Consider the following 24,642-nt stretch of genomic DNA (forward strand, 5'->3'; position numbering starts at 1 on the left):
TAATTAATGCATTATATCCTTCTTAAAATAGCTTGCCTGTAAATTTCTTTCAGCGGAGTCGCACAATTATGCCGGGGATTAATTGATTTGATTTTGCACAGCACGCCTTGACAATATTCTGAAACTACCTTACAATTCATTTCAATAAATGCGAAGAAAAAGAATAGTAGCAAGCGGTAGTACTTAAAGAGAGCTGATGGTTGGTGCAAATCAGTAGTGCTTACTTGTGAATGGACTTTGGAGCAGCCTCATCAAATGTGAGGACGAAGTTACTCCCCGTTATCGGAGTACGAAAGCGCGCATTTTTTGCGAATGAAGGTGGCACCACGGTTACTCGTCCTTTTTACAGAAGGATTGTAGTGGCTTTTTTTTATGGAAAAATTAGATAGAGGAGTCGAGAGAAGATGAGTACAGTAGCAGAGAAAAAAGGATATTTCGGTGAATTTGGCGGTAGCTTTGTTCCCGATGAGCTTCAAAATGTTTTAAGTATTTTAGATGAAAACTTTCAAAAATATAAAGACGATGAAGACTTTAATAAAGAGCTAGATTATTATTTCCGTGAATACGTTGGGCGCAAATCTCCACTTTATTTTGCTGAAAATTTAACAAAACAATTAGGTGGCGCAAAAATTTATTTAAAGCGTGAAGATCTTAATCATACAGGTTCACATAAAATTAATAACGTTCTTGGACAGATTTTATTGGCCAAGCGCATGGGTGCTCATCGTGTTATCGCTGAAACAGGTGCAGGTCAACATGGTGTAGCAACAGCAACTGCTTGCGCAATGTTCGGGATGGATTGCACAATTTATATGGGCTTAGAAGATACTAAACGCCAAGCATTAAACGTCTTCCGTATGGAGCTTCTTGGTGCAAAGGTAGTAGCTGTTGATAAAGGTCAAGGGCGACTAAAGGATGCAGTGGATGAAGCATTTGCTGATTTAGTAGAAAACTATGAGACGACTTTCTATTTACTAGGTTCTGCTGTTGGGCCTCATCCGTTCCCTTCAATGGTGAAGCATTTCCAATCCGTCATTAGCCGTGAAAGTCGCGAACAAATTTTAGAAAAAGAAGGCAAGCTACCTGCAGCAGTACTTGCTTGTGTCGGCGGCGGTAGTAATGCAATCGGTGCATTTGCGGAATATATTGCAGATGAACAGGTTCGCCTCATCGGTATTGAACCAGATAAAGCTGCCACATTAAATGAAGGAACACCGGGTGAATTACATGGCTTCAAATGTTTAGTACTGCAAGATGCAGAGGGCAATCCATTACCAACCTATTCGATTGCCGCTGGACTAGATTATCCCGGAGCTGGTCCAGAGCATAGCTATTTAAAAACAATTGGTCGTGGGGAATATGTAACGGTGACGAATGAAGAGGTGCTTGATGCATTCCAAGTACTGTCAAAAGTTGAAGGTATTATTCCTGCACTTGAAAGCTCGCATGCAGTTGCTCATGCACTAAAGCTTGCGCCAACATTATCTCCAGAAGAGAGCATTATTATTAATATTTCTGGTCGTGGAGACAAAGACGTTGAACAAGTATTCCAAATGCTAAATAAATAAATAAATGAAAGAGCGACTTCCTTTGTGGAAATCGCTCTTTTAACTATACGAATGAACCTAATTTCGGATAAATTTCTGCTACATTATCTCGAAGCTTGGCTTTCAGAAACTTTCCGACTGATGTTTTTGGAATTTCATCTAAAAATACTACATCATCTGGTACCCACCATTTTGCAAACTGACTTTCTAAAAACGCAAGAAGCTCCTCTTCACTTGCTGACATTCCTTCCTTCAATACTACGCAAGCTAACGGGCGTTCTTGCCATTTGACATGCGGAATTGCAATAACTGCTGCTTCCAACACAGCGTCATGAGTCATTAATGTATTTTCTAAATCAACTGAGGATATCCACTCCCCACCTGATTTAATTAAATCCTTTGTACGATCTGTTATTTTGATAAAGCCATCCTCTGTTCGTACCGCAATATCCCCTGTATATAACCAACCGTCTCGATAGGCATCATTTGTACGTTCATCCCGATAATACTCGTGTGAAATCCATGGGCCTCGTAAACGTAACTCACCCATCGTCTCTCCATCCCATGGTACTTCCCCATGGTCGTTTATAATACTCGATTCAATACCAGCCATCGTCATCCCTTGCGTTGCTCGCGCTTCAATACGCTTTTCAATAGGCCATTCATCCATCCAAGACATATAATTTGATAGCGCCACAATCGGTGTTGTTTCCGTCATCCCATACACGACAATATACGGTATGCCATACTGCTCTTCAAATGTACGAATAAGTCGAGTAGGTGAAGCAGAGCCGCCACAACAAATGGCACGTAATGAACTTATATCTCGCTCACGCTTCTCCTGTTCTTGCAACGCACCAATCCAAATTGTCGGCACTCCAGCTGTTAATGTAACTTTCTCCTGCTCTACTAAATCCAAAATGATTGCCGATGTGAATTGCGGACCAGGCAATACCTGTGTAGCACCTACATTGACACTTGCAAATGGTAAGCCCCATGCATTTGCATGAAACATCGGTACAATCGGCATCACGACATCAGGCTCAGAAATGCCCATTGAATCAGACATACTCAGCATCGTACTATGTAGCACTAAACCTCGATGTGAATAAACCACCCCTTTTGGATTTCCCGTTGTAGCACTTGTATAACACATGCCAGCAGGCTCCTCTTCCCCTATATCCTCTGGGAACTGATAGTTTTCATCTGCTGCTGCTAATAAATCCTCATAGGATAATGCATTCGGTAATGTCGTTTCTGGCAAAGTATCCTCATCCGTCATTATAATATAATGTTTCACTGTCTTGAGCTCAGGCGCAATGTTTTCTATAACTGGCAGCATATCTACATCAATCATTAAAATCTCATCTTCTGCATGATTAATAATATAAGTTAAATGCTCTTCTGATAAACGAATATTCACCATGTGCAAAACGGCGCCTGAACATGGTACCGCAAAATAAGCCTCTAAGTGGCGATGCTGATTCCAGGCAAAGGAGCCAACCTTCATCCCTCTTGTCATTCCCAGCTTTGTGAGCGCATCCGCTAAGCGACGCGTCCTTTTCGCCCATTCTCCATATGTTAAACGGTGAATCTTCTGTGGACTCGTCCGTGAAACAATAGTCTTTCTAGCAAAATAAGTTTCTGCACGTTTAAAAAAGTTTGTTAATACTAACGGCGTCTGCATCATAAAAACCATCCATCCCTTCGTATTGTGAATTTCCTCTCTTACCCCTTGTGAAATATCAATAGAATTATAATTGAATACTATTAATATTCTGAATATGATTATATTGGAAAATTATAAATTAAGCTATAAATTCCAATAATTTTCTTTTTATTGTAAACTTTTTCTAAAATAACTCATCCACATAATGTGGGGTTGATTTCCGTTCCGACTGGGCGCTTTCCTGGGGGCGTCCGATGAGCCGCTTCGCTGCAGGGTCTCGGGCCAACACGATGTTGGTCACGAAGGCGTTATCACAGGATGTGATGGTTTTAGCCTTCGTTCCTCTATCGCTGATCCCCGAGGAGTCGCCCAGTCTCCACTCCAATCAACTTATTCGCATAGCATATATTTCAAAATGACACCTTAACCTTCCGATGATGAACCAGAATATATTAGAAAATCCACTTGTATGGCTCATCACCATAATGTGGGGTTGATTTCCGTTCCGGCAAGGCGCTTTGTTGCTGACGCTTCGCTTTCACACAGAGCAAAGCTTCTTGGGAGCGTTGGAGGGAAGATTGAGTAAAATTAATACTTGCATACTTCAATATAAGTTTACTTAAAGGAGAGAGAAATAATGGGGTTTGACGAATGTATAAACGAAGATTTTAGTGGGGTCATATCAGTCACTCAAAATGGTAAAAATGTATACCGTAAAGCCTTTGGATACGCAGATTTACCAAATAAAGTATCAAACAAGATTGATACGAAGTTTGCAACAGCCTCGGCAGGAAAAGTATTTGTTGCCATAGCCATTTTACAATTGATTGAACAAAGTCGATTATCTTTTGATAGTTGTATCGGGGACATCGTGAATTTTGATTTAAAGAATATTGATCCTCTTATCACCATCAGGCAGTTGCTTAATCATACATCGGGAATACCCGACTATTTTGATGAGTCTGTCATGGAAGATTACGACGAACTATGGATAGATTATCCCAATTATTAAATTCGTACATCAACGGATATCATTCCATTATTTATACATAAGCCGATGATGTATCCTACAGGAGATAGATTTCAATACAATAATACAGGATTTGTTGTTCTTGGTCTTATTATTGAGGCCATTACTGGCTCTTCATTTGATGTATATCTTAATGAACATGTTTTTATTCCTTGCGATATGTTGAATACGGGGTATTATGAACTGGACAGATTGCCTGCTCAATGTGCAAACGGGTATTTATATGATGACAGTAGGCAAGAGTTTTATACCAATATTTACAGTGTCGATGTAAAAGGAACAGGAGCAGGTGGAGCATTTACAACTGTAATAGATGTTGAAAAGTTCTGGGCCAGTCTGATGAAGGGTCAATTGATATCAAAGGAAATGTTAAAAGAAATGTTAACTCCTCAAGTGAAAGAAGAATGCTATGGGTATGGGATTTGGCTGGATAAAAAAGAAGAAGGCACGTTTGATTACCATTTTGAAGGCTGCGATCCTGGTATAAGTTTTTATAGTTCATATGACAAACAACAAGATTTGCTTATTACATTGGTAAGCAATTTTGGTTGTAACGTATGGAAGATTTCCAGAGATATCAAAGGTTTGATCAAACGGTAAATATCGGCTCTCTTTAAGATACATTCAACAATTAGGTACTATTTTTGAATAAAACTTAGATTTAACACGAGGTTGGTCCTCTGTGACGGTAATTCCCAAGGAGTCGCCTAGCACCCACTCCAATCAACTATTTTACATGGTATACGTTTAACTAATATCATGTAGTGATTGCCGTCAAAATTAAAAAAGACGAAGAAAACTCAATTGTTTTCTTCATCCGTTTTAATTTCATTTATGAACAAGCTTTTGTCTGTAGTTTAATTTTTAATTTTTCTAGCATATCAACTGTCATTTTTGCTAAGTCATACTGTGCTTTAAAGCCCCATTCTTTTTGTGCAGCTTCTACATTTATAGAATTTGGCCAGCTATCTGCTATCGCTTGACGTACTGGATCCACATTATAATCCATACGGAAATGTGGCAAATGCTTTTTAATTTCCGCCGCAATTTCAGATGGCTCGAAGCTCATTGCAGTAATATTAAAGGCATTGCGATGGATTAGTTTGCTACTATCGGCTTCCATTACATCTACAATAGCTTGCAATGCATCTGGCATGTACATCATGTCCATGTACGTACCTTCTTGAATATACGATGTGTACTTCCCTTGCTTAATCGCCTCGTAGAAGATCTCTACTGCATAGTCTGTCGTACCACCTCCTGGAGGAGTTACATATGAAATTAACCCTGGGAAGCGTACGCCTCGAGTATCTACGCCAAAACGATCGAAATAATAATCACATAATAGCTCACCAGCAACTTTATTTACCCCATACATTGTTGTTGGACGCTGTAATGTATCCTGTGGCGTATTATCCTTCGGTGTCGATGGGCCGAACGCGCCTATTGAGCTTGGTGTGAAAAATTGCAAGTTTAACTCACGTGAAACCTCTAACGCATTCATTAAACCACCCATATTTAAATTCCACGCTAGCAACGGATTTTTTTCCGCTGTTGCTGATAATAGCGCCGCTAAATGCATCATTGTATCTGCACCAAAATCCTTCGCTAAATCATGCATTCTTTGTCCATCCGTCACGTCCAATACTTCAAACGGACCCTTAGAATGCTCAAGCCTCCGAATATCTGTCGCTAATATGTTGTCCTCTCCATAAATACCACGAAGTTTTTCTACAAGCTCAGAACCTATTTGACCTAGTGCTCCTGTAACCATTATCTTTTTCATTTCTCCAAACCTCCACCTGTGAACAATTGTACTTTCAGAGAGTACAGTAATATATAAATAAACATTGATTTAACAACACTTCTGATGATTATCATTATAATTTGTTCACATTAAAAATACAACCATAATATTTAGAATTTTGAAAGATAGACCATAAAATCCTTTACTATCAGTATATGAGCCCTACAAAATATTGTGCTATCTAAACAAACAAAACACATATGTACATTCACAGAGTACAAATGTTCATTTTAGGCAGTATTTATTTTGCTCAATAAAATGATCCTGCATCTATTAGTCAAAAAAGAACCTCCCTTGTATTCAAAGAAAGGTCCGTTTGTTCTTATTAAATGGAGAAACGCTTTACGGCTATTTGTAAAACTTTTGATACCTTATGTAGCTCTTTAATATAATCATGGAATTGCTGCTGCGCGGTTAACTGATCAGCTGTTAAAGTAGCCACATGTTTAGTTGATGCTGCATTCGTATCCGAAATTGATGTTAACATCACTGCATCTTCACTAACCTTTTTCGTATGGCTGGCAATTTCTTGAACGGCTGCAGATACTTCCACTATATACGGCTTCATTGTATGTACTTTTTCTAAAATTTGATCAAAGCTTATTGCCGTATCTCCGGTAACTTGTACACCCTTGTCAGTTGCGACTAATACTCCCTCCATCATTTGCACAGCATAGCTAGAATCCAAATGAATGTTTTGTACGATGGACGTAATCGTTTGTGTTGAATGGACTGTCTGCTCCGCAAGCTTGCGTACTTCATTGGCTACAACCGCAAATCCCTTACCGTGCTCCCCTGCTCTAGCGGCCTCAATAGACGCATTTAAGGCTAGGAGGTTTGTTTGCGCCGTAATTTTTTCAATCACCTCAACCATTTGATCGATTGTAGCTGCTCGCTCTACAAGATTAAAAATGGCGGTATTCGATTTTTCAACTGCATGTTTAATAGCCTGTATTTGTGTTAAATTTGCCTGTACAATTTCCGTCCCACTTTCTGCATCCCGTGCAGTTTTATGAGCAAAGTTTTCTACGATCTGTACTTTTTCTAAAATCACTTTCACACCATCCAACACTTCCTCTAGAGATGCTGTATTGGAAGCTAATTTCTCAGTAGAAGCAGCAGTTGCATTTGAAATGGACTGCACATCCTTTGCAATTTTACGCGTCGTGTTAGATGATTGCTCGGAGGATTCCTGCAGTTTCCCTGTCATTTCTTCAACCTCATGTGCACTATTCGATACTGTGTGAAGCAGTCTTTTCACCTCTGTTACCATTTGATTGTAAGACAATACTACTTCGCCAAGCTCATCGTGTGCCACATAACTGGCATTCGCGGTGAAATCACCCTGCTCTGCACGCTTTAATAATGACTTCAATTGACGTGTTGGTATAATCACAGCTTTTGTTGCTATAAATCCTATACAGATGACTAACAAAACAACGAATAAACATACTCCTCCTAATAGCCAATAACCAAATTGCACATCTTTCTGATATGTCTGTTGCTGTTCCGTAGCCCTCTGAACCAAATAGCTTTGAATTTCTTCTAATAATGAATGACTTTGCTGGCTTACAGGTAAATACGACTGAGCATAAAATGGTTGTTGTTCATTGTGGCCCAATTGCTTATAGCGATCAATCAAGTCTACTTGCTGTGCTAGCAAGGTCTTCAATTTCTTCATCTGATGGTTCATCTTTTTATCGATTTCTATACTTTCTAAATGATTTAAAGACTGCTCGGCATTATTTAAACTGACAGACATTTCTTGATAAGCCCCAGCTGAACTCACTAAATAATCTAATTGTCGTTGTGATTCCTCAAGTTCATTTAACCTTCCGATCGGCACAAGTCCTTCTGTATAGCTTTCACTTGCATGCCATGACATTTTCCGCAAATAATCAACGCTAAAAATACCTAGCAATACATTCGATAGTACACAAACAATCATCAGTACAAGTAGCTTGTCCTTCACCATTATGTATTGAAAAAAACGCATCATCTTCGGCTCCTTCTCCAACTCTTACCAATAATAATAGTATGAAGATATAAAGCTAGTGTTTTGTTTTTGTAAAGATTGCACGAAGAGTTGTGAAATTCATCCCATTATCCCCGATATAATAGACGCATATCCCCCTCTCGGTAACGTGATATTAGTCCTCATCAATTCCCATTAGGAACACGCCTATTTTACTTAGAAATTACCTCCACTTTACGGTAAAGAGCCTCATTCCCCCTGCAACCTTCCATACTTACCAATCGTCGCCTATTAATAGTTGGTTTATCTTCATTCAGTAGAAGACTCCCCTTTCGAAAGGTAGTGAGATGAATGTAGATATGTTAAACCACAAATGGTTTCTGTAGCGAAAGCGAAGCGGCAGCTACAATGTTTGTCTGCGCGAAAGCGAAGCGGCAGCGGCAATTACGCCAAAGGATAAGTTGAACAAAAAGGGGGTGTTTGAATGTTACAGTTTAATAAATTAGATAAAAGTTTAGTCATTAGCTTGTCATTGCTCGGTATTATTAGTTGTCTCTTTGTCCATTCCAGTAGTACAGTGTTTGAGCAGTATACAAGCTCGTTCATTATAAAGCAGCTTTTTTATTACCTAATCGGGTTTTTCATTATGTATGGCGTAGCAACGCTTGATATTGAGCAACTTAAAAAAATAGGCTGGCCATTTTATTGGGCGATGGTCTTATTAACATTTGGTTTATTTATTGCACCCGAAAGTATAGCCCGAACTATAAATGAGGCGAAGCGTTGGTACCAGATTCCTGTGTTAGGATCCATTCAGCCGTCAGAGTTTTTAAAGTTCGCGTTTTTAATCGTGGTCAGTAAGGTTATTGTTGCACATCGAGAGAAATATGTGCGCCCTACCTTTTTAACGGATATGCGGCTACTCTTAATCATTGCTGTTATCACTCTTCCACCTACGCTTGCAGTTTACAAGCAACCTGATACGGGCATGGTCATGCTTTATATGTCGATGATTGTACCGATGCTTTTCTTTTCAGGTATACAAAAAAAATTGCTTATCATTTTTACAGCCATTCCGGTATCAATTTTCAGCGTTGTGGTTATTCTTTATGTACAATTCAATGATTTTTTTACAGAAAAAATTTTAAATAAATTATCAGGGCATCAAGTTTCTCGTATTTATGGCTGGTTGCAACCTAATGAATATCCGGACTCATCTTTTCAAACAAGGCAGGGATTTTCGGCTATTGGTTCAGGTCAGTTTACCGGAAAAGGTTACATGAAAAATGATGTCTATGTCGTGGAAAAGCATACAGATTTCATTTTTGCGAACATCGCTGAAGAGCTCGGGTTCATCGGAGGGGCATTTGTCATCACTCTTTTATTCTTTGTTATTTACCGTATTGTTCTTATTACAGTAGAAGCAAAGGACCCATTTATGACGCTGATGGGCGCAGGTATTGCCAGTTTATTAGCTTTCCAAATTACACAAAATATCGGTATGACCATTGGACTTTTACCGGTAACAGGTATGACATTGCCATTTTTAAGCTATGGCGGAAGTTCACTCATTTCCAATTTCATGTTAATGGGTATTGTGATGATTATCTATAATTCTTATAGCGACTACATGTTTAAAACAACAAAAGCGTAGGTGAAGGTGTGTATGAACGATACTTTAAAAAAGAGAATTTTATTATTGCTTTTACTAACAGGAGGAGCCTTGTTCATACTCCTACTGCGCCTAGCCTTTCTTATGCTATAAGACAAGCAAAAAGCTGTCTCTAAAGTGTTACTACGACTTTAGAGACAGCTTTACTTTTTGATTTTATATTATGCCTTCACTTTATGAATACTATCAATCACAACTTTTATGATTGTATCAAGATCCTCTTGTACAATATTAAGTGGTGGAGATAGTGTTAATACGTTATTAAAGCCTGCAACAGTTGCACCATTTTTACCCACAATAACACCCTGCTCCTTACATGCGGCAATAACAGCATTTACTTTATCTACTGGTAAAGGCTCCTTCGACGTTTTATCTGCAACTAACTCGATACCCATTAATAAGCCTTTACCTCGGACATCCCCAACATGCGGGTGATTACCCAATGCTTGCTGAAGTGTTTGAAGGGTAGTAGCTCCAACCTTACTAGATCTTTCAAATAATGCTTCTTGCTGAAGAATCTCAATATTTTTTAATGCAACCGCACATGCGACTGGTGATCCGCCAAATGTATTGACATGGCGGAAATAGCCGTACGCATCAGAGCCAGTGAATGCCTCATAAATTTCCCGTTTTACCGCTGTAGCTGATAATGGTAAATAGGCACTTGTAATCCCTTTGGCCATTGTAATAATATCTGGTTTCACACCGTAGTTCATGAATCCAAATGGCTTACCTGTTCGACCGAAGCCACAAATTACTTCGTCTACAATCATTAATGCTCCGTGTTTTTTACATACTTCCTCTATGCCCTTTAAGTAGTTCTCCGGAGGCATAATGACGCCCCCACCTGTAATAATTGGCTCTAAAATCATCGCAGCTATTGTTTCACTTAGCTCCCATGTCATCGTCTTATCGACAGCCTTTACGCTTGCTAAATCTGTTGGAGCAAGTGCATCACTTTCGTGTTCTCGATATTGATCAGGTGGTGCTACATGAATAAAGCCGGGAGATAATGGTTCATATTTATATTTTCGTTCCGCTTGCCCTGTCGCAGCCAATGCGCCAAAAGAACTTCCGTGATAGGCACGGTAGCGAGAAACGATTTTATAGCGAGAGCTTTCTCCTTTTTGTTGATGATACTGACGTGCAATTTTAAACGCTGTTTCGTTAGCCTCTGACCCACTATTAGAGAAGAAAATAACATAATCTCCACCAAGCATTTCATTGATTTTTTCAGCCAGTTCAACTGCCGGTAAATGTCCCTGCGATAAAGGAGCATAGGCGTTTTTCATCATTTGCTCATGGGCAACATCTGCTAATTCCTTGCGTCCATAGCCTACATTTACACACCATAATCCTGCCATTGCGTCGATGTATTCAACGCCATCTGTATCAACAATCCTCGCACCATTTGATTTTTCTACTACATAGGTTGCTTGTGGATTGTAGGGTTTCATTGAATGCCATACATATTGTTCATCTTTCTTTAAAATATCACTTTTAAGATTTACTTGAACCATATCTACACACCCCTTTATGTTATTTTCACTTATTCACATCGTTATTGCTTGGAAACGCAAATGAACTCGTCGTATCCTCTGTTTCATCAGGCCAGCGTTCAGAAATCGTTTTCGCTTTCGTAAAGAATCTTGCTTGATCTGGTCCAAACATATGCCCTTCACCAAACTTAGAACGCTTCCATCCTCCAAAGTTGTGATAACCAACTGGAATCGGAATCGGAACATTAACGCCTACCATTCCTACTTCAATTTCTTCCTGGAATTTACGCGCCGCCGAACCGCTACTCGTAAACATCGTGACACCATTCCCAAGTTCGTGGTCATTAATTAAATCAATCGCTTCTTGTAAGGTTTCAACACCTACAACAATACGCGCTGGGCCAAAAACTTCCTCTTTAAAAATAGTCATTTCGGGCGTTACGTTATTTAACAATGTCGGACCAAGGTAAAAGCCTTTAGACGTTTCGCATATTTTCGGATTTCGGCCGTCCGTTACAAAGTTAGCCCCTTCTTCAACAGCACCATCGATATATCGAAGAATCGTATCTTTTGATTGTTGCGTAATAACAGGGCCAAAATCTACTTCGCCGTCTGTATATGGACCAACCTTTAATTTCAAAATTTTCTCCTTTAGTATCTCTGTAAAGCGTTGCTCCGTATCTTTCCCAACGACGATCGCTCCTGAAATAGCCATACAACGCTGGGACGCTGCTCCATATGCCGCACCTAAAAAGCCATTAGCTGTTTGCTCTAGGTTCGCATCTGGCATGACAATCATAAAGTTCTTTCCGCCACCAAATGCAGCGACACGTTTATTATGCTTCGTCCCTGTTTGATAAATATATTCCGCAACAGGTGTGGATCCAACAAATGAAATCGCTTGTATCTCTTTATTTTCAAGCAGTTCATTCACCGCTTCTTTATCCCCATTAACGACTGTCCAAATTCCATCTGGCAGTCCTGCCTCTTTCCATAGCTTACTTAAATATAATGCCGAGATTGGCACACGCTCAGAAGGCTTTAAAATCACTGCATTCCCTACCGCAACCGCCATACTTGTAATCGCCAATGGCACCATAACAGGGAAATTAAATGGAGCAATTGTTGCCACAACTCCAAGTGGGGCTTTTGCAGAGAAGGCATTAATATCGCCACCTACATTTACCGAGTATTCTCCCTTCAGCATTTGCGGGGCACTTATGGCCATATCTACGGATTCAATACCACGAACAATTTCGCCCTTAGCATCTTCCTTCGTTTTTCCACTTTCCTCACAAATAACTTCAATGAGCTCATCCTGTCTTTCTACTAATAACTGACGGAAACGATGCAAAACCTCGACCCGTTTGCCAATCGATGTTTTTTTCCATGTAGGGAATGCTGCCTTCGCTAGCTTGATAGCTTCCTTCACTTCATCTTTAGTCGCTAACGGAACTTGCGCAATGACCTCACCTGTTGTTGGATTATAAACTTCTGAGTAACGACCACTAGTACCTGCTGTTTCAACACCATTAATAAAATGTGATAACGTTTTCGCTTTTTGCTGAACTGTCATAATTTCCCCACTCCTCGTTTATCGTTATTCAAAATCCAACCTTAGTAGCCATAAAGGTATCCGATCATATCAATATTGAATGTTAACCTTCTCTGAAAGTGCGTTTGTTGCTCCATATTCAGCTCATCTCTTTTATTAGATTGGATTACCGCTTACAAAAATTTTACATGTTCCATAGAAATGAAGGTATAGACAAACTGTAAAATTCTATACATTTGTTTTAAACATAATGTAAAATAGACTAAACATTCTTACAATATGATATCCAAGCTTATTTAAGTAAAAATAACACATCGATGAGAAAACAAGAGAAGGTATATGTTAAAAGAGAGGAGGATAAAATGAGTCAATTTAAGCTTCAAGTGAAGGATGTATTAGAAAACACACACTTCCAAAGTGCGGAGGTCGTAGCTGGTGAGGATGGCTTATTACGCATTGTAAAGTGGGCCCATGTCATTGAAATTATACAAGTAGATAATTTCCTAGCTGGTGATGAATTAGTTTTAACAACAGGGATCAGCCTTCAGCACAGCATAGAAAACTTTATCTTTTTCGTAGAATCTTTAATCCAAAAAAATTGCGCGGCATTGTGCATTGAATACGGGACTTCCATACAAGCCATCCCTGAAGTGATTGTAGCGCTTGCTAACCGTCACAGCTTCCCTATTATCGTTTTTCATGACACAGTTCCTTTTGTTCGTATTACACAAGATTTACATAGTCAAATTATCAATCAACAATATTTAATGATTTCTACTTTAGAATCCTACTCTCAAACATTAAATAAAAATGCGCTATTAGGGCAAACCGCAGAAGAGATATTACAAAATATGTATCAAGAATTAAAGACACAAATTATCTTTTCTATTAAAGGTCGAGAGCCTATCTTTTTTCCAAATATGCCGCAGAATAAGCGCCAACAACTAGTTACGATGAAAAAATCAGCACCCGTATTTAAAAATGAGCCCATCTTTATTTTTGACCAGCATTATGCAGATGTAACGCTCTATAGAGAGGATGGCCTATTCTCAGAGTTCGAATTACTTATTTTAGACCGTACAGCTACTGCCTTGGCACAGCTGTTAATGAGAGAATTTTATATTGAAGAGAAAAGGGACATTGAGGATGCCTCTATTTTAGGGGATTGGATCGATCAAAAACTATCGAAAGAGGAAATTTATAAATTTATCGTCACCTATCATTCTAACTATAAGCTTTCTAGCGGGGCTGTTTTTATGTTAGCAACGCCTAATTCCGTTTCTAAAGTACAAGAGGATATTGTCTACAGTAAGCTCTACTATCGAAACCTTTTTGAGCAAAATGGATTTATCCCATTTTTATATGAACGAAAAAGCTATGTCATTTTTATTTTACTCCATAAGAAAGATAGTAAATCGAGTCGCGAATTATTAAATACATTAGTTTCTTCCGTTCAGAAAACCGATTTTTATAAAAAACAACTGGTTCAAGGGTATCAAGTAGCCATTGGCAAAGTCGTTGCAGACGTAGAGGAAATACCAAAAAGCTATCAAACTGCACTCGAAACATTGTATATTTGCAGTAAAGTACAAACGACCTCTTATTTTTATGATGATTTACATTTGTATCACCTCATCTATAAATTACAAATGCAAGTCAATTTACAGGAAGTAATTCAAGATTATTTACAGCCCGTTATTGAATACGACAAAAAATATAACAGTAAGCTATTAGAAACCTTGCAAGTATACTTACAAACAAACGGCTCCAAGCAACAAACTGCCAACCAATTGTTCATCGTACGTCAAACACTCTACCATCGTTTAAAAAAGCTTGAAAGTCTCTTAGGGGAAAATTTTATGAAGGGGCATAATCGGATTACGCTTGAATTTATGTTGCTCGCCAATTCTATAATTGAGGATAAAAACTAACTGCTTGGTTATGATTGATCAGCGATGTTGCATGACTAGCACGCTCAAAGTCGTTTTGTTCCTTGAGCGTGCTATCAAATTTTAATTTTTAGTAACTACTCCACTATATAATGCTGGTCTTCGGTCATCATAAACCGGAATTCTGCCGCGTACTTCATCGACAATCGAAAAGTCCACGTCAATGACAGCGACTTCTTCGTCCTCTGCACCAACCCAAAGTACTTCGCCCCATGGTTGAATAATCATTGATTGACCATTGAAGTTTTCTACTTTTCTCGATATACGATTCACAGCGATCACGAAGCATTGATTTTCGATGGCACGTGCTTGCAGCAATGTATTCCAATGATCGATACGTGGCGTCGGCCATTGTGCCGGCACGAATAACACCTTTGCGCCCTCCAAGGCGTGAGCACGTAGCCATTCTGGGAAGCGAATATCATAACAAATTACACCTGCAGCCTCGATATCTCCTAGGGCAAAGCGATTCATTTCATCCCCAGCTTCTAAATATAAATGCTCGTCCATCAAACGGAAAAGATGTGCCTTGTTATATTCACCTACTAACTCACCATTGTTATCAAACGTATACATCGTGTTGTAAAATTTATCGCCCTTCTTCGTTGAAACAGAGCCTCCAACAATATGTACACCAAGCTCTTTCGCTAAGTTTGATAAAAATGCTTTCGAACGTTCTCCATTCACATCTGCCAGCTCTGCTAATTTTTCAAGCGCATAGCCTGTATTCCACATTTCAGGTAGCACAATAATTTCTGCACCTTGTTGTGCCGCTTCACGAATCTTGTCCTCCGCACGAGCAAAATTTTCTTCTACTTTGCCAAAACCAACATTTAGCTGGATACACCCAATTTTCATCTCGATTCCTCCCTATTCCCAAAAGTATTTATTTTACTGCATTTGTGCTTTTCTTTGTTTCATTATACTACAAATGAAAATGAGATCGCTGTTGTCAGAGCTAAGAGCAGCTTTGGAACATATACAAAAAGACCAGGATCTCAGCAATGAAGTGAGCCCTGGTCTTTTCGCGAAAGTGAATCTTACTAATCATTTTTGCTCTTAGTTTTAGATTCTATTAATAAGTACGATTAAGTCTAATAAAAGTTACAGTAATTAAAAAAAAAAATTAAATATTTTTTTAATGGCTTAAAAGTAATGCCTAAACCTATGTTTTATGGGCATTGTTAAGATGCCTCAGATGTTGTTACAATGCCAAGGCATAATTATGTCCGGAATCGACTTTGTGCTTAGGCCTGCAAGCTCTCCGCTTGCATTTCGTACGTCCATCTTTGTAAATAAAGACTCTAGACAATTAGTAAAAAAAGTAATAGTATTTGCATCAATTATTATTTTCTAAAAAGGAGAACATGCATGGAATTCTCAAAAAAACTACAGCAACTCCCGACTCAATTTTTTGCAGCCTTGGTGCAAAAAGTGAATAGTGCTTTAGCAGAAGGGCGCGATGTTATTAATCTCGGTCAAGGCAATCCCGATCAGCCCACTCCCCAACACATTATAAAAGCGTTACAGGAGGCTGCTGAAAACCCTCAACATCATAAATATTCTCCATTCCGTGGCATAGTGGAATTACGTCAAGCAGCCGCAGACTTCTACAAACGTGAATACAATGTTGACATTGACCCTGAAACAGAGGTAGCTATCCTTGGTGGTACAAAAATTGGTCTTGTTGAGCTACCGTTAGCGGTTTTAAACCCCGGTGATACAATGTTATTACCTGATCCTGGCTATCCTGATTACTTATCTGGTGTCGTATTAGGTGATGTTAATTTTGAAGTCATGCCACTTTTTGCAGAGAATAATTTCCTGCCTGATTATAATGCTTTATCCAATGAAGTAAAAGAAAAGGCTAAGCTTCTTTACTTAAATTACCCGAACAACCCAACTGGTGGTACTGCAACACTTGAATTTTTCGAGAAAACGGTGCGCTTTGCTAAAGAGCACAACATAATCGTCTCACATGATTTCGCTTACGGAGCCATTGGATTTGACGGCAAAAAACCTATTAGCTTCCTACAAGCGGAAGGTGCCAAAGAGGTCGGCATCGAAATGTATACATTATCTAAAACATTTAATATGGCAGGCTGGCGTATTGGATTCGCAGTTGGTAACGCTGATATTATTGCGGCTATTAATCTTATTCAAGATCATCTATTTTGTAGTCAATTCCCCGCTGTGCAACAAGCAGCAGCGGTTGCCCTTACAGCATCTCAGGATTGCGCGGATGAACTAAGAGCGACTTATGAGCGTCGGCGAAATGTTCTTATCGAAGAAGCACAACGAATTGGTTGGCAAGTAACCGCCCCGAAGGGTTCTTTCTTTGCATGGCTCCCTGTTCCATTAGGTTATACAAGCGAGCAGTTTGCTGATGTATTGCTCGACAAAGCTGATATCGCAGTAGCTGCAGGCAATGGCTTCGGTCAATATGGTGAAGGCTATGTGCGTGTAGGTTTACTTGTAAGTGAAGATCGCTTACGTGAAGCAGTCAGCCGAATTGAAAAATTAAACTTATTTAACTCATAAGCATTTGAACTTCCTCTATCAAAAAACTGTCCCATTAGCTCACATTTGCTATGGGACAGTTTTTTCACCTCACTATCTTCTTTGGTAGCTCTAACCCTTCTTCTAGCGGATAAAATTGGACCTACCCTATTTCTTCATGCGGACACAACACCCCTCTGATCGCTCATAGAGCCATGAAAATGCGTTTCATATCTCCCATTTCTCGCTGACATTCCCATCCATCTTCCTAAATGGAATATTATAATAAAATAAAAAATTTTAAAAATTCCATTGACTTCCTATACCCTTTAATTTATATTAGTCCTATCGGATTTACAAAAAAATATTATAAATCTCTTATCAAGAGTAGCTGAGGGACTGGCCCTATGAAGCTCGGCAACCTCCTTTTTTAAGGAAGGTGCCAAATCCAGCAAACGATCATCGTTTGAAAGATAAGAGAGGACGTTTTCATGGACCTCTCTTAATTTTTTTAAGAGAGTTTTTTTTATCTTCATTTACATGAAGATAAAAGCCTCCGGCGGATGTCACGGATTTTGAAAGGAATGAATATAAGGATGTTAGCCTAAAACTTCGCATCCTGCGAAAACGGCTAACTGACCTGCATCCTGCAGGCCTAAGCACAATTCAAAATCCGGACGGCAATTACGCCAAGGCGAAATTGATTTTAAAACCGATAAAACAACTTTGGAGGTATGTTTCATGAAAAAGAAAAACAAAATTTTACTAGGTTTAGCAAGTCTCACATTGGTAGCAGCATTAGTAGGTTGCGGTACTAAAGAAGATAAAGGTAGTCAGGCTATTAATGAAAATAAAATTGTAGTTGGTGTAACTTCTGGTCCGCACGAACAAATTACAGAGGTTGTTGCAAAAGTTGCCAAAGAAAAAGGCTTAGAGGTTGAACTAAAAACTTTCTCTGATTATGTTTTACCAAATACATCGTTAGCCGAGGGTGATCTTGATGTAAACAGCTATCAACACAAGCCATTCCTCGACGCATTTAACAAAGATCACAAAACAGATTTAGTGCCAGTAGGAAAAACAATTTTAAATCCTATGGGCATATACTCTGAGAAATATAAATCATTCGATGAGGTTCCTGATGGTGCAACATTCGGATTACCAAATGATCCAACGAACGGGGCTCGTGCTCTATTTGTCCTTCAAGAGGCAGGCATCATTAAATTAAAAGAAGGTGCAGACTTAACAGCATCTATTCGCGATGTGGAAGAAAACAAAAAGAATTTTAAATTCATTGAATTAGAGGCTGCACAAATTCCGAAGCAGCTCAGTGAAGTAGATGTGGCAGCTATTAATACGAACTTCGCTCTTGATGCTGGTATTAATCCTAAAAAAGATTCCATCCTTTTAGAATCTACTGACTCTCCTTATGTAAATTACATTGCAGTCCGTGCTGAAAACGAAGATGACCCAACGATAAAGAAATTTATTGAAGCTTACCATTCTGATGAAGTACGCAAATTTATTGAAGAAGAGTTCAAAGGTTCCGTTATTCCGGGCTGGTAAGTGACGATTAAGGACCTTTCATACAATCGAGAATCTGCGAAAACTAGCAGATTCTTGCTTTATAGAAGGGCTTAGAAAGGAGATATCACAGTATGATTCAATTAGAAAATATAACAAAAGAATTTAAAACTAAAAAAGGTATCGTCAAAGCAGTAGATGGTATTAACTTGCATGTCAAAAAAGGTGAAATCCATGGGGTTATTGGCTACAGTGGTGCAGGAAAAAGTACTCTTATCCGCTGTGTTAATTTATTAGAGCGTCCGACAACAGGAAAAGTATTGATCGACAATGTAGATATTACTTCCCTTTCTTTAAACGACCTTCGCGAAACACGTCAAAAAATCGGCATGATCTTCCAGCATTTTAATCTCTTAAAAACAGCGACCGTTTACAACAATATCTCGGTACCATTAAAGCTTCTAGGCTATAACGACTCTGAAGTGAAAAAACGCGTTGCAAAATATGCAGAAATCGTTGGCCTAACAGAGAAATTAGATAGCTACCCTAGCCAACTTTCAGGTGGTCAAAAGCAACGTGTCGCTATTGCACGTGCCCTCGCCCAAGAGCCTGAGATTTTACTCAGTGATGAAGCGACAAGTGCTCTCGATCCTGAAACAACTGACGCTATTCTTGAGCTTCTCTTGAAAATTAATCGTGAGCTGGGCATCACTATTTTACTCATTACACATGAAATGAACGTTATTCAAAAAATTTGCGATGATGTATCCGTTCTTGAATCAGGGACGGTTGTAGAATATGGCTCTGCTATAGAACTATTTTCGAAGCCTCAGCATTTAACGACACGTAAGTTTTTAAATACCATTTCTCAACGCAATTTATCGCCTTCCCTTATCGAGCAATTAAATCTTTCAGGAAGTGTGATTCGTTTAACATTCCTTGGTGAAAGTACCGGGAAGCCATTACTTGCAGAAGTGAGCAAAGTTTATGATGTACAACCAAATATTTTAACAGCCAATATCATTGAATTAAAAAACGGCATTGTCGGTAATATTGTCGTCCATCTACACGGTAAGGCGCATATCGTAGAAAAGGCACTTACGTATTTTATAGAAAACGGGGTAGGCGTTGAGGAATTAGGAGGCGAATTAAATGAATAGCATTCAAAGCTTCTTTGCAGACTGGTCAGATGTTATTGGGCAATCCATTATAGAAACCTTTCAAATGGTCGGGATTTCATTATTCTTTTCTATTTTAATTGGGATTCCTTTAGGGCTTTTAATCGTTTTAACTCGCCCGGGGCAATCATTTGAAAATAAATTTCTTTATCAATTTTTCAATTTATTTATTAATATTATTCGCTCTGTACCGTTCATCATTTTACTATTCTTCATTTTACCGTTCACAAAGATAATCGTTGGCACAACTATTGGTGTAAAAGGTGTTATTGTGCCGCTTGTTGTTTATACAGCGCCTTATATTGCGCGACTTATGGAAACGGCACTTTTGGAAGTTGATCCAGGTGTTGTGGAAGCTTATACAGCAATGGGTATTAAACGTCGTCACATCATTTGGAATGTCTTACTACGTGAGGCTCGTCCATCCATTATTTTAGGCTTAACAATTGCCACAATCGGTCTGATAGGAGCAACAGCAATGGCAGGAATGGTTGGTGCTGGTGGTTTAGGTGATCTCGCTTATCGTTACGGCCATTTACGCTATGAAGTCGATGTGATGTATGCGACAGTGTTTATCTTAATCATCCTCGTTCAGATTATTCAATCAATGGGTAACCGCTTTGCTGCGAAACTAAAGAAAGATTAGTAGGAGGATGAGGATGACGATGACAAAGACAACACATGGCGATCTACTGTTAAAAAATATAAATGCACAAACCCCCTTCCCTATTTGCTTTGCAGATTTAGAAAAGGCTGTTGCAGAAAAAATGGAAGCTGGTCCGTTTGGCTACATCCGTTCAGGTGCTGGGGGTGAGCAAACATTACGAAATAACCGCGCAGTCTTTGAAAAATACTCTATTATTCCACGCTTTTTACAGGATGTTTCAAGTATTGATACATCGATTGAGCTGTTCGGAAAAGTACATCCAACTCCGCTCTTATTTGCTCCTGTTGGCATGAACAAAATGGCACATAACGAGGGAGAGCTTGCCGTTGCACGCGCAGCTGATCAGTTAAAAATCCCTTATATTCAAAGTACAGTTTCAAGCTATGCACTTGAGGATGTGGCACAAACGGCCCCCACTGCTACTAAATGGTTTCAATTATATTGGTCAACAAATGAGGAAATTGCATATAGCATGGCCGCCCGAGCCGAGGCTGCTGGTTTTGAGGCTATTGTTTTAACTGTAGATACCGTCATGCTTGGCTGGCGCGAAGAAGATGTTCGCAATCAATTTTCACCTTTAAAACTTGGGTATGCACGAGGAAACTATATGAATGATCCTGTTTTTACTGCTTCCTTACCAGATGATTCATTCGAGTCATATGTACAAGGCGTTTTGCAAAATGTGTTCCATCCAACATTAAATTGGGAGAATGTACGTGAATTAAAGCGCCGTTCTAATCTCCCTATTTTACTGAAGGGAATCTTACATCCTGAAGACGCAAAACTAGCTATAGAAAACGGCATTGACGGTATTATCGTATCAAACCATGGTGGTCGCCAATTGGATGGGGTAATTGGTTCACTTGATGCCCTTCCTGACATTGTGAAAACTGTAAAAGGACGAATTCCTGTTATTTTAGATAGCGGTGTGTATCGTGGGATGGATGCTCTTAAAGCACTCGCTTTAGGAGCAGATGCTGTTGCCATTGGTCGTCCCTTCGTCTACGGACTAGCATTAGAAGGACAGCAAGGAGTCGAAAAAGTAATGACGAATTTATATGATGAATTAAAAGTTTCTATCGCATTAGCAGGGGCAATATCTATAAAGGGACTACGTGATATTACATTGGTGAAAAAGGATGGAGCCGAATGTAAATGAGTTACTACTGACTTACGCTAAAAGCAGCGTAAGTCTTCACTCAAAATAAAGCAGTCCTGTATTTCGGGGCGGGGCTTTCCGTCACTTCGGGGTTGCTTTCCGTCACTTTGGCGGTTCTATCCGTCACTTCGGCTCTTCTTTCCGTCGCTCTGTCTGTTCTATCCGTCACCTCGGCTCTTTTATCCGTCGCTTCGTTGGTTCTATCCGTCGCTCTGTCTTCTATCCATCATTTCGGGGTTACTTTTCGTAACTTTGACGCTTCTTTCCACCACTCTGTCGGGGCTATCCACGATTTTGACGATTCTATCCACGATTTCGGCTGCTCTATCCACGACTTTGACGATTCTATCCGCCGCTTTGACGTTTCTATCCATCACTTCGCTGGTTCTATCCGTCACTCTTCCTTCTATCCATCACTTCGACCTTACTATCCGTCTGAATTTTAAAAAGGGCTACCTCACAATTGAGGCAGCCCAATATTTTATTGAATAACGCCTAGCTCACGACCAACTTTTTCATAGATTGCTAGAGCGTCGTCCAGCATTTCTTTTGTATGTGCCGCTATAGGCATGTTACGAACACGTCCTGTGCCTTTTGGAACCGTTGGGAAAACGATTGATTTAGCGTAGACGCCTTCTTCAAATAGGCGACGAGAAAATTCCTGTGTAAGCTTTTCATCACCAATAATACATGGTGTAATTGGCGTTTCAGATTCGCCGATATTAAAGCCTAATTTTGCAAGACCCGCTTTTAGATAGTCGCCATTTTCCCAAAGCTTATCGTGTAGCTCTGTTGAGTCAATTAGCATTTGCACTGCCGCTGTAATCGCAGCAACATCACCTGGTGGTAATGCTGTTGAAAATAAAAATGGACGAGAACGCACTTTCAGCCAGTCAATTAAATTTTTCTTACCGGCTACATATCCACCAACAACACCAATTGCTTTAGAAAGTGTACCAATTTGGAAGTCGATTTCTTTTTCTAAACCGAAATGCTTCACAGTACCCTTTCCTTTACCTGTTACCCCTGATCCGTGCGCATCATCTACATATGTTATTAAGTCAAACTCTTTCGCGATCTCAACAATTTCTGGTAATTTTGCAATATCACCGTCCATTGAGAATACGCCATCCGTAATGACCATGATTTTATTGTATAAGCCTGATTCTGTTGCTTCCTTAGCCTTTGCACGTAAATCATCCATATCGGAGTGATTATAGGCAATGATTTTCGCACGTGATAAACGACAGCCATCGATAATCGATGCATGGTTTAATTGGTCCGAAAGAATCGCATCATTTTTATCCATCACAGCTGAAATAGCTGCCATATTACAGTTAAAACCAGATTGGTAAGAGATCGCTGCCTCTGTTCCTTTAAATTCAGCAAGCTTTTCCTCTAATTTTATGTGTAAATCCAGTGTGCCGTTAATCGTACGGACTGCCCCAGCTCCCACACCGTAAGTCTCAATTGTTTCTTTGGCAATACGCTTTAATTCCTCATTCGTTGCTAAGCCAAGATAGTTGTTTGAGGATAGATTAATTAGATGTTTGCCACGTACCTGAATAATCGGTCCGTTTGCTCCCTCTACTGGATCAATTTCATTGTATAAGCCTTGTTCATGTAAGTCTTGTAGGTTTTCATCTAAAAATGCATTCAATACTTTTGACAAGCGTATCATCCTTTCCTAGGAAAACTGTTTCTAGCTCCTAGTGTAGCACAAGCCTGTTAGTAGAAAAATCACTTTGTTAATCTTTCGAATAGTGGGGCAGTTTTTTCTCGCCAAAGAGATGACGACAGACAATTATCTATTAATCGACGAACTGTATACTCCGCTTCCGCATAACGTTTCGAATACCCCATTGCATCCTGCATTGCTTCTTTATACTTTGCTCGAATATCTTCAATTTGCACTTCAGCTTCCTGTGAAATTGCGCAATGTTTCCCTATATCGAAAATTTCATCCCCTAGTCTGCCGGCCTGTGGATCAAAGATATGAGGGTCCGTACTATCAAAGATGCAGAAATTTAATTCCGGGATAATGACCATATCAACAGAGTTTGCATCTAAGCCACACCAAATAATTTGCGCATCGAGCCCTCTCGCATTTGCTTCATCTGCTAAACCTTTCATTAACGAAGATTTACCTGTACCCGGCTTTCCTTTGATCATCAATCTCCGAGATACATTTTTCGTTATACTCTCTACTGTATTTTCGGCCCCCCTCGGTGTTAACGTTCCGAGTAAGCGATGCGTGCGCATACCTGTTTTGTTTAAGACCATCGATTGGAAAACCTCTGTCTTTAAATGTTCAACCTGGTCATTTAATGCCTCCCAGTTCATACAGCTCTGTGTGACTACTTCCCAATCATCATGAATTTTTATAGCTTTAGTAAGCGACGAAATACACTTCTCCCGCCATGACTCTCGTTCGGCCATCGTACTAGCGAGCTGTTCACCAACTTTTTCAAGTTGGATTTCTTCTAAGCACTCATAAAATGACATCACCCGATGCTTGGTGCCAAGAAAAGTCGGTTCAATCCCCCACTCCGATGACCATACAAATAACCGATTACAGCCTTGCACATATACTGCCTCTACAACATCCTCCAACAAAGCATGCTTAAACCACTCCACCGCAAAACCTTGCTTCACATAAAAATACCCAAGCTCTTTCAGAAGCTCAGATCCTTTAAATGTCGGTGCCCCCTGCAAAATATAAACTAATTCTGCCTCATCCATCAGTTCTTTATATAAATGTTTAATTCCTTGCCCAGTCAGTGCGTGTCCATAATAATAGGTCACATTTCCGTTCAATTTCGATCCCCCTTTATCTTATGCCTTGCATTATATGAAGGAACCTTAAAAAAAATGAAGAGCTACAGAGGGTGAAAAAAATATAGCCTTCTCTT

General features: G+C 39.5%; 17 protein-coding genes, 1 pseudogene, 1 riboswitch and 1 other annotated feature. Of the genes and pseudogenes, 10 read left to right on the top strand and 8 right to left on the bottom strand.

Annotation, left to right across the window (positions count from 1 at the left end):
* The first annotated feature begins 144 nt into the window (after positions 1–144).
* Positions 145–345: a binding site (T-box leader), on the top strand.
* A 59-nt stretch (positions 346–404) separates the two neighbouring features.
* A complete protein-coding gene (gene trpB / locus ACQKMI_RS16245; protein WP_427490562.1) occupies positions 405–1,568 on the top strand; it encodes a tryptophan synthase subunit beta in 1,164 nt (387 codons plus the stop codon).
* A 43-nt stretch (positions 1,569–1,611) separates the two neighbouring features.
* On the opposite strand, the gene ACQKMI_RS16250 is transcribed toward trpB, so the two are convergent.
* On the bottom strand, positions 1,612–3,237 hold the full coding sequence (locus ACQKMI_RS16250) for a long-chain fatty acid--CoA ligase (RefSeq protein ID WP_427490564.1): 1,626 nt from the start codon (positions 3,235–3,237) through the stop codon (positions 1,612–1,614).
* 616 nt (positions 3,238–3,853) lie between these two features.
* On the opposite strand from ACQKMI_RS16250, the pseudogene ACQKMI_RS16255 reads away from it, so the two are divergent.
* A pseudogene (locus ACQKMI_RS16255) lies at positions 3,854–4,846 on the top strand (serine hydrolase domain-containing protein).
* Between the two features lie 232 nt (positions 4,847–5,078).
* Here the strand turns inward: ACQKMI_RS16255 and ACQKMI_RS16260 are convergent.
* The gene (locus tag ACQKMI_RS16260; protein WP_427490566.1) at positions 5,079–6,032 is read right to left on the bottom strand and encodes an L-threonine 3-dehydrogenase; all 954 of its coding nucleotides are present in this window, start codon (positions 6,030–6,032) and stop codon (positions 5,079–5,081) included.
* Between the two features lie 346 nt (positions 6,033–6,378).
* The gene (locus tag ACQKMI_RS16265; RefSeq protein WP_427490568.1) at positions 6,379–8,049 is read right to left on the bottom strand and encodes a methyl-accepting chemotaxis protein; all 1,671 of its coding nucleotides are present in this window, start codon (positions 8,047–8,049) and stop codon (positions 6,379–6,381) included.
* Between the two features lie 463 nt (positions 8,050–8,512).
* Here ACQKMI_RS16265 and ACQKMI_RS16270 point away from each other — a divergent pair, with 463 nt between their 5' ends.
* Positions 8,513–9,682: an FtsW/RodA/SpoVE family cell cycle protein gene (locus ACQKMI_RS16270; protein ID WP_427490570.1), complete on the top strand. Its 1,170-nt coding sequence runs from the start codon at positions 8,513–8,515 to the stop codon at positions 9,680–9,682.
* 179 nt (positions 9,683–9,861) lie between these two features.
* On the opposite strand, the gene ACQKMI_RS16275 is transcribed toward ACQKMI_RS16270, so the two are convergent.
* Both ACQKMI_RS16275 and ACQKMI_RS16280 read right to left on the bottom strand, forming a co-directional pair.
* Positions 9,862–11,220, bottom strand: coding sequence for an aspartate aminotransferase family protein (locus tag ACQKMI_RS16275; RefSeq protein WP_427490572.1), 1,359 nt, complete (start codon positions 11,218–11,220; stop codon positions 9,862–9,864).
* A 25-nt stretch (positions 11,221–11,245) separates the two neighbouring features.
* Positions 11,246–12,775 carry a CoA-acylating methylmalonate-semialdehyde dehydrogenase gene (locus ACQKMI_RS16280; protein ID WP_427490574.1) on the bottom strand — a complete coding sequence of 510 codons (1,530 nt, stop codon included), beginning with the start codon at positions 12,773–12,775 and terminating at the stop codon, positions 11,246–11,248.
* Positions 12,776–13,116: 341 nt separating this feature from the next.
* Here ACQKMI_RS16280 and ACQKMI_RS16285 point away from each other — a divergent pair, with 341 nt between their 5' ends.
* Entirely contained in the window at positions 13,117–14,685 is a 1,569-nt protein-coding gene (locus tag ACQKMI_RS16285) for a PucR family transcriptional regulator (protein ID WP_427490576.1), read from the top strand.
* 81 nt (positions 14,686–14,766) lie between these two features.
* On the opposite strand, the gene ACQKMI_RS16290 is transcribed toward ACQKMI_RS16285, so the two are convergent.
* Positions 14,767–15,561: a carbon-nitrogen family hydrolase gene (locus tag ACQKMI_RS16290; RefSeq protein ID WP_427490578.1), complete on the bottom strand. Its 795-nt coding sequence runs from the start codon at positions 15,559–15,561 to the stop codon at positions 14,767–14,769.
* A gap of 513 nt (positions 15,562–16,074) precedes the next feature.
* Here ACQKMI_RS16290 and ACQKMI_RS16295 point away from each other — a divergent pair.
* The 6 genes from ACQKMI_RS16295 (at position 16,075) to ACQKMI_RS16320 (ending at position 22,176) form a co-directional block, all read left to right on the top strand.
* Entirely contained in the window at positions 16,075–17,244 is a 1,170-nt protein-coding gene (locus ACQKMI_RS16295) for a pyridoxal phosphate-dependent aminotransferase (RefSeq protein WP_427490580.1), read from the top strand.
* Positions 17,245–17,577: 333 nt separating this feature from the next.
* Positions 17,578–17,682, top strand: a riboswitch (SAM riboswitch).
* 261 nt (positions 17,683–17,943) lie between these two features.
* Entirely contained in the window at positions 17,944–18,768 is an 825-nt protein-coding gene (locus ACQKMI_RS16300) for a MetQ/NlpA family ABC transporter substrate-binding protein (protein ID WP_427490582.1), read from the top strand.
* A 92-nt stretch (positions 18,769–18,860) separates the two neighbouring features.
* The gene (locus ACQKMI_RS16305) at positions 18,861–19,886 is read left to right on the top strand and encodes a methionine ABC transporter ATP-binding protein (protein WP_427490584.1); all 1,026 of its coding nucleotides are present in this window, start codon (positions 18,861–18,863) and stop codon (positions 19,884–19,886) included.
* A complete protein-coding gene (locus ACQKMI_RS16310; protein ID WP_323648863.1) occupies positions 19,879–20,550 on the top strand; it encodes a methionine ABC transporter permease in 672 nt (223 codons plus the stop codon). Before ACQKMI_RS16305 ends, ACQKMI_RS16310 begins: the two co-directional genes overlap by 8 nt.
* 19 nt (positions 20,551–20,569) lie before the next feature.
* Positions 20,570–21,730, top strand: coding sequence for an alpha-hydroxy acid oxidase (locus ACQKMI_RS16315; RefSeq protein ID WP_427490620.1), 1,161 nt, complete (start codon positions 20,570–20,572; stop codon positions 21,728–21,730).
* A gap of 194 nt (positions 21,731–21,924) precedes the next feature.
* Complete coding sequence (locus ACQKMI_RS16320) at positions 21,925–22,176, top strand: hypothetical protein (RefSeq protein WP_427490586.1); 252 nt, start codon at positions 21,925–21,927, stop codon at positions 22,174–22,176.
* 35 nt (positions 22,177–22,211) lie between these two features.
* Here ACQKMI_RS16320 and ACQKMI_RS16325 read toward each other — a convergent pair whose 3' ends face one another.
* Positions 22,212–23,411, bottom strand: coding sequence for a glycine C-acetyltransferase (locus ACQKMI_RS16325; RefSeq protein ID WP_427490588.1), 1,200 nt, complete (start codon positions 23,409–23,411; stop codon positions 22,212–22,214).
* Positions 23,412–23,470: 59 nt separating this feature from the next.
* Positions 23,471–24,547, bottom strand: a complete 1,077-nt coding sequence (locus ACQKMI_RS16330; RefSeq protein WP_427490590.1) for a nucleotide kinase — start codon at positions 24,545–24,547, stop codon at positions 23,471–23,473.
* Positions 24,548–24,642: the final 95 nt, after the last annotated feature.

Source organism: Lysinibacillus sp. NPDC097214 (genome assembly GCF_050277945.1).
GTDB lineage: Bacteria > Bacillota > Bacilli > Bacillales_A > Planococcaceae > Lysinibacillus > Lysinibacillus xylanilyticus_B.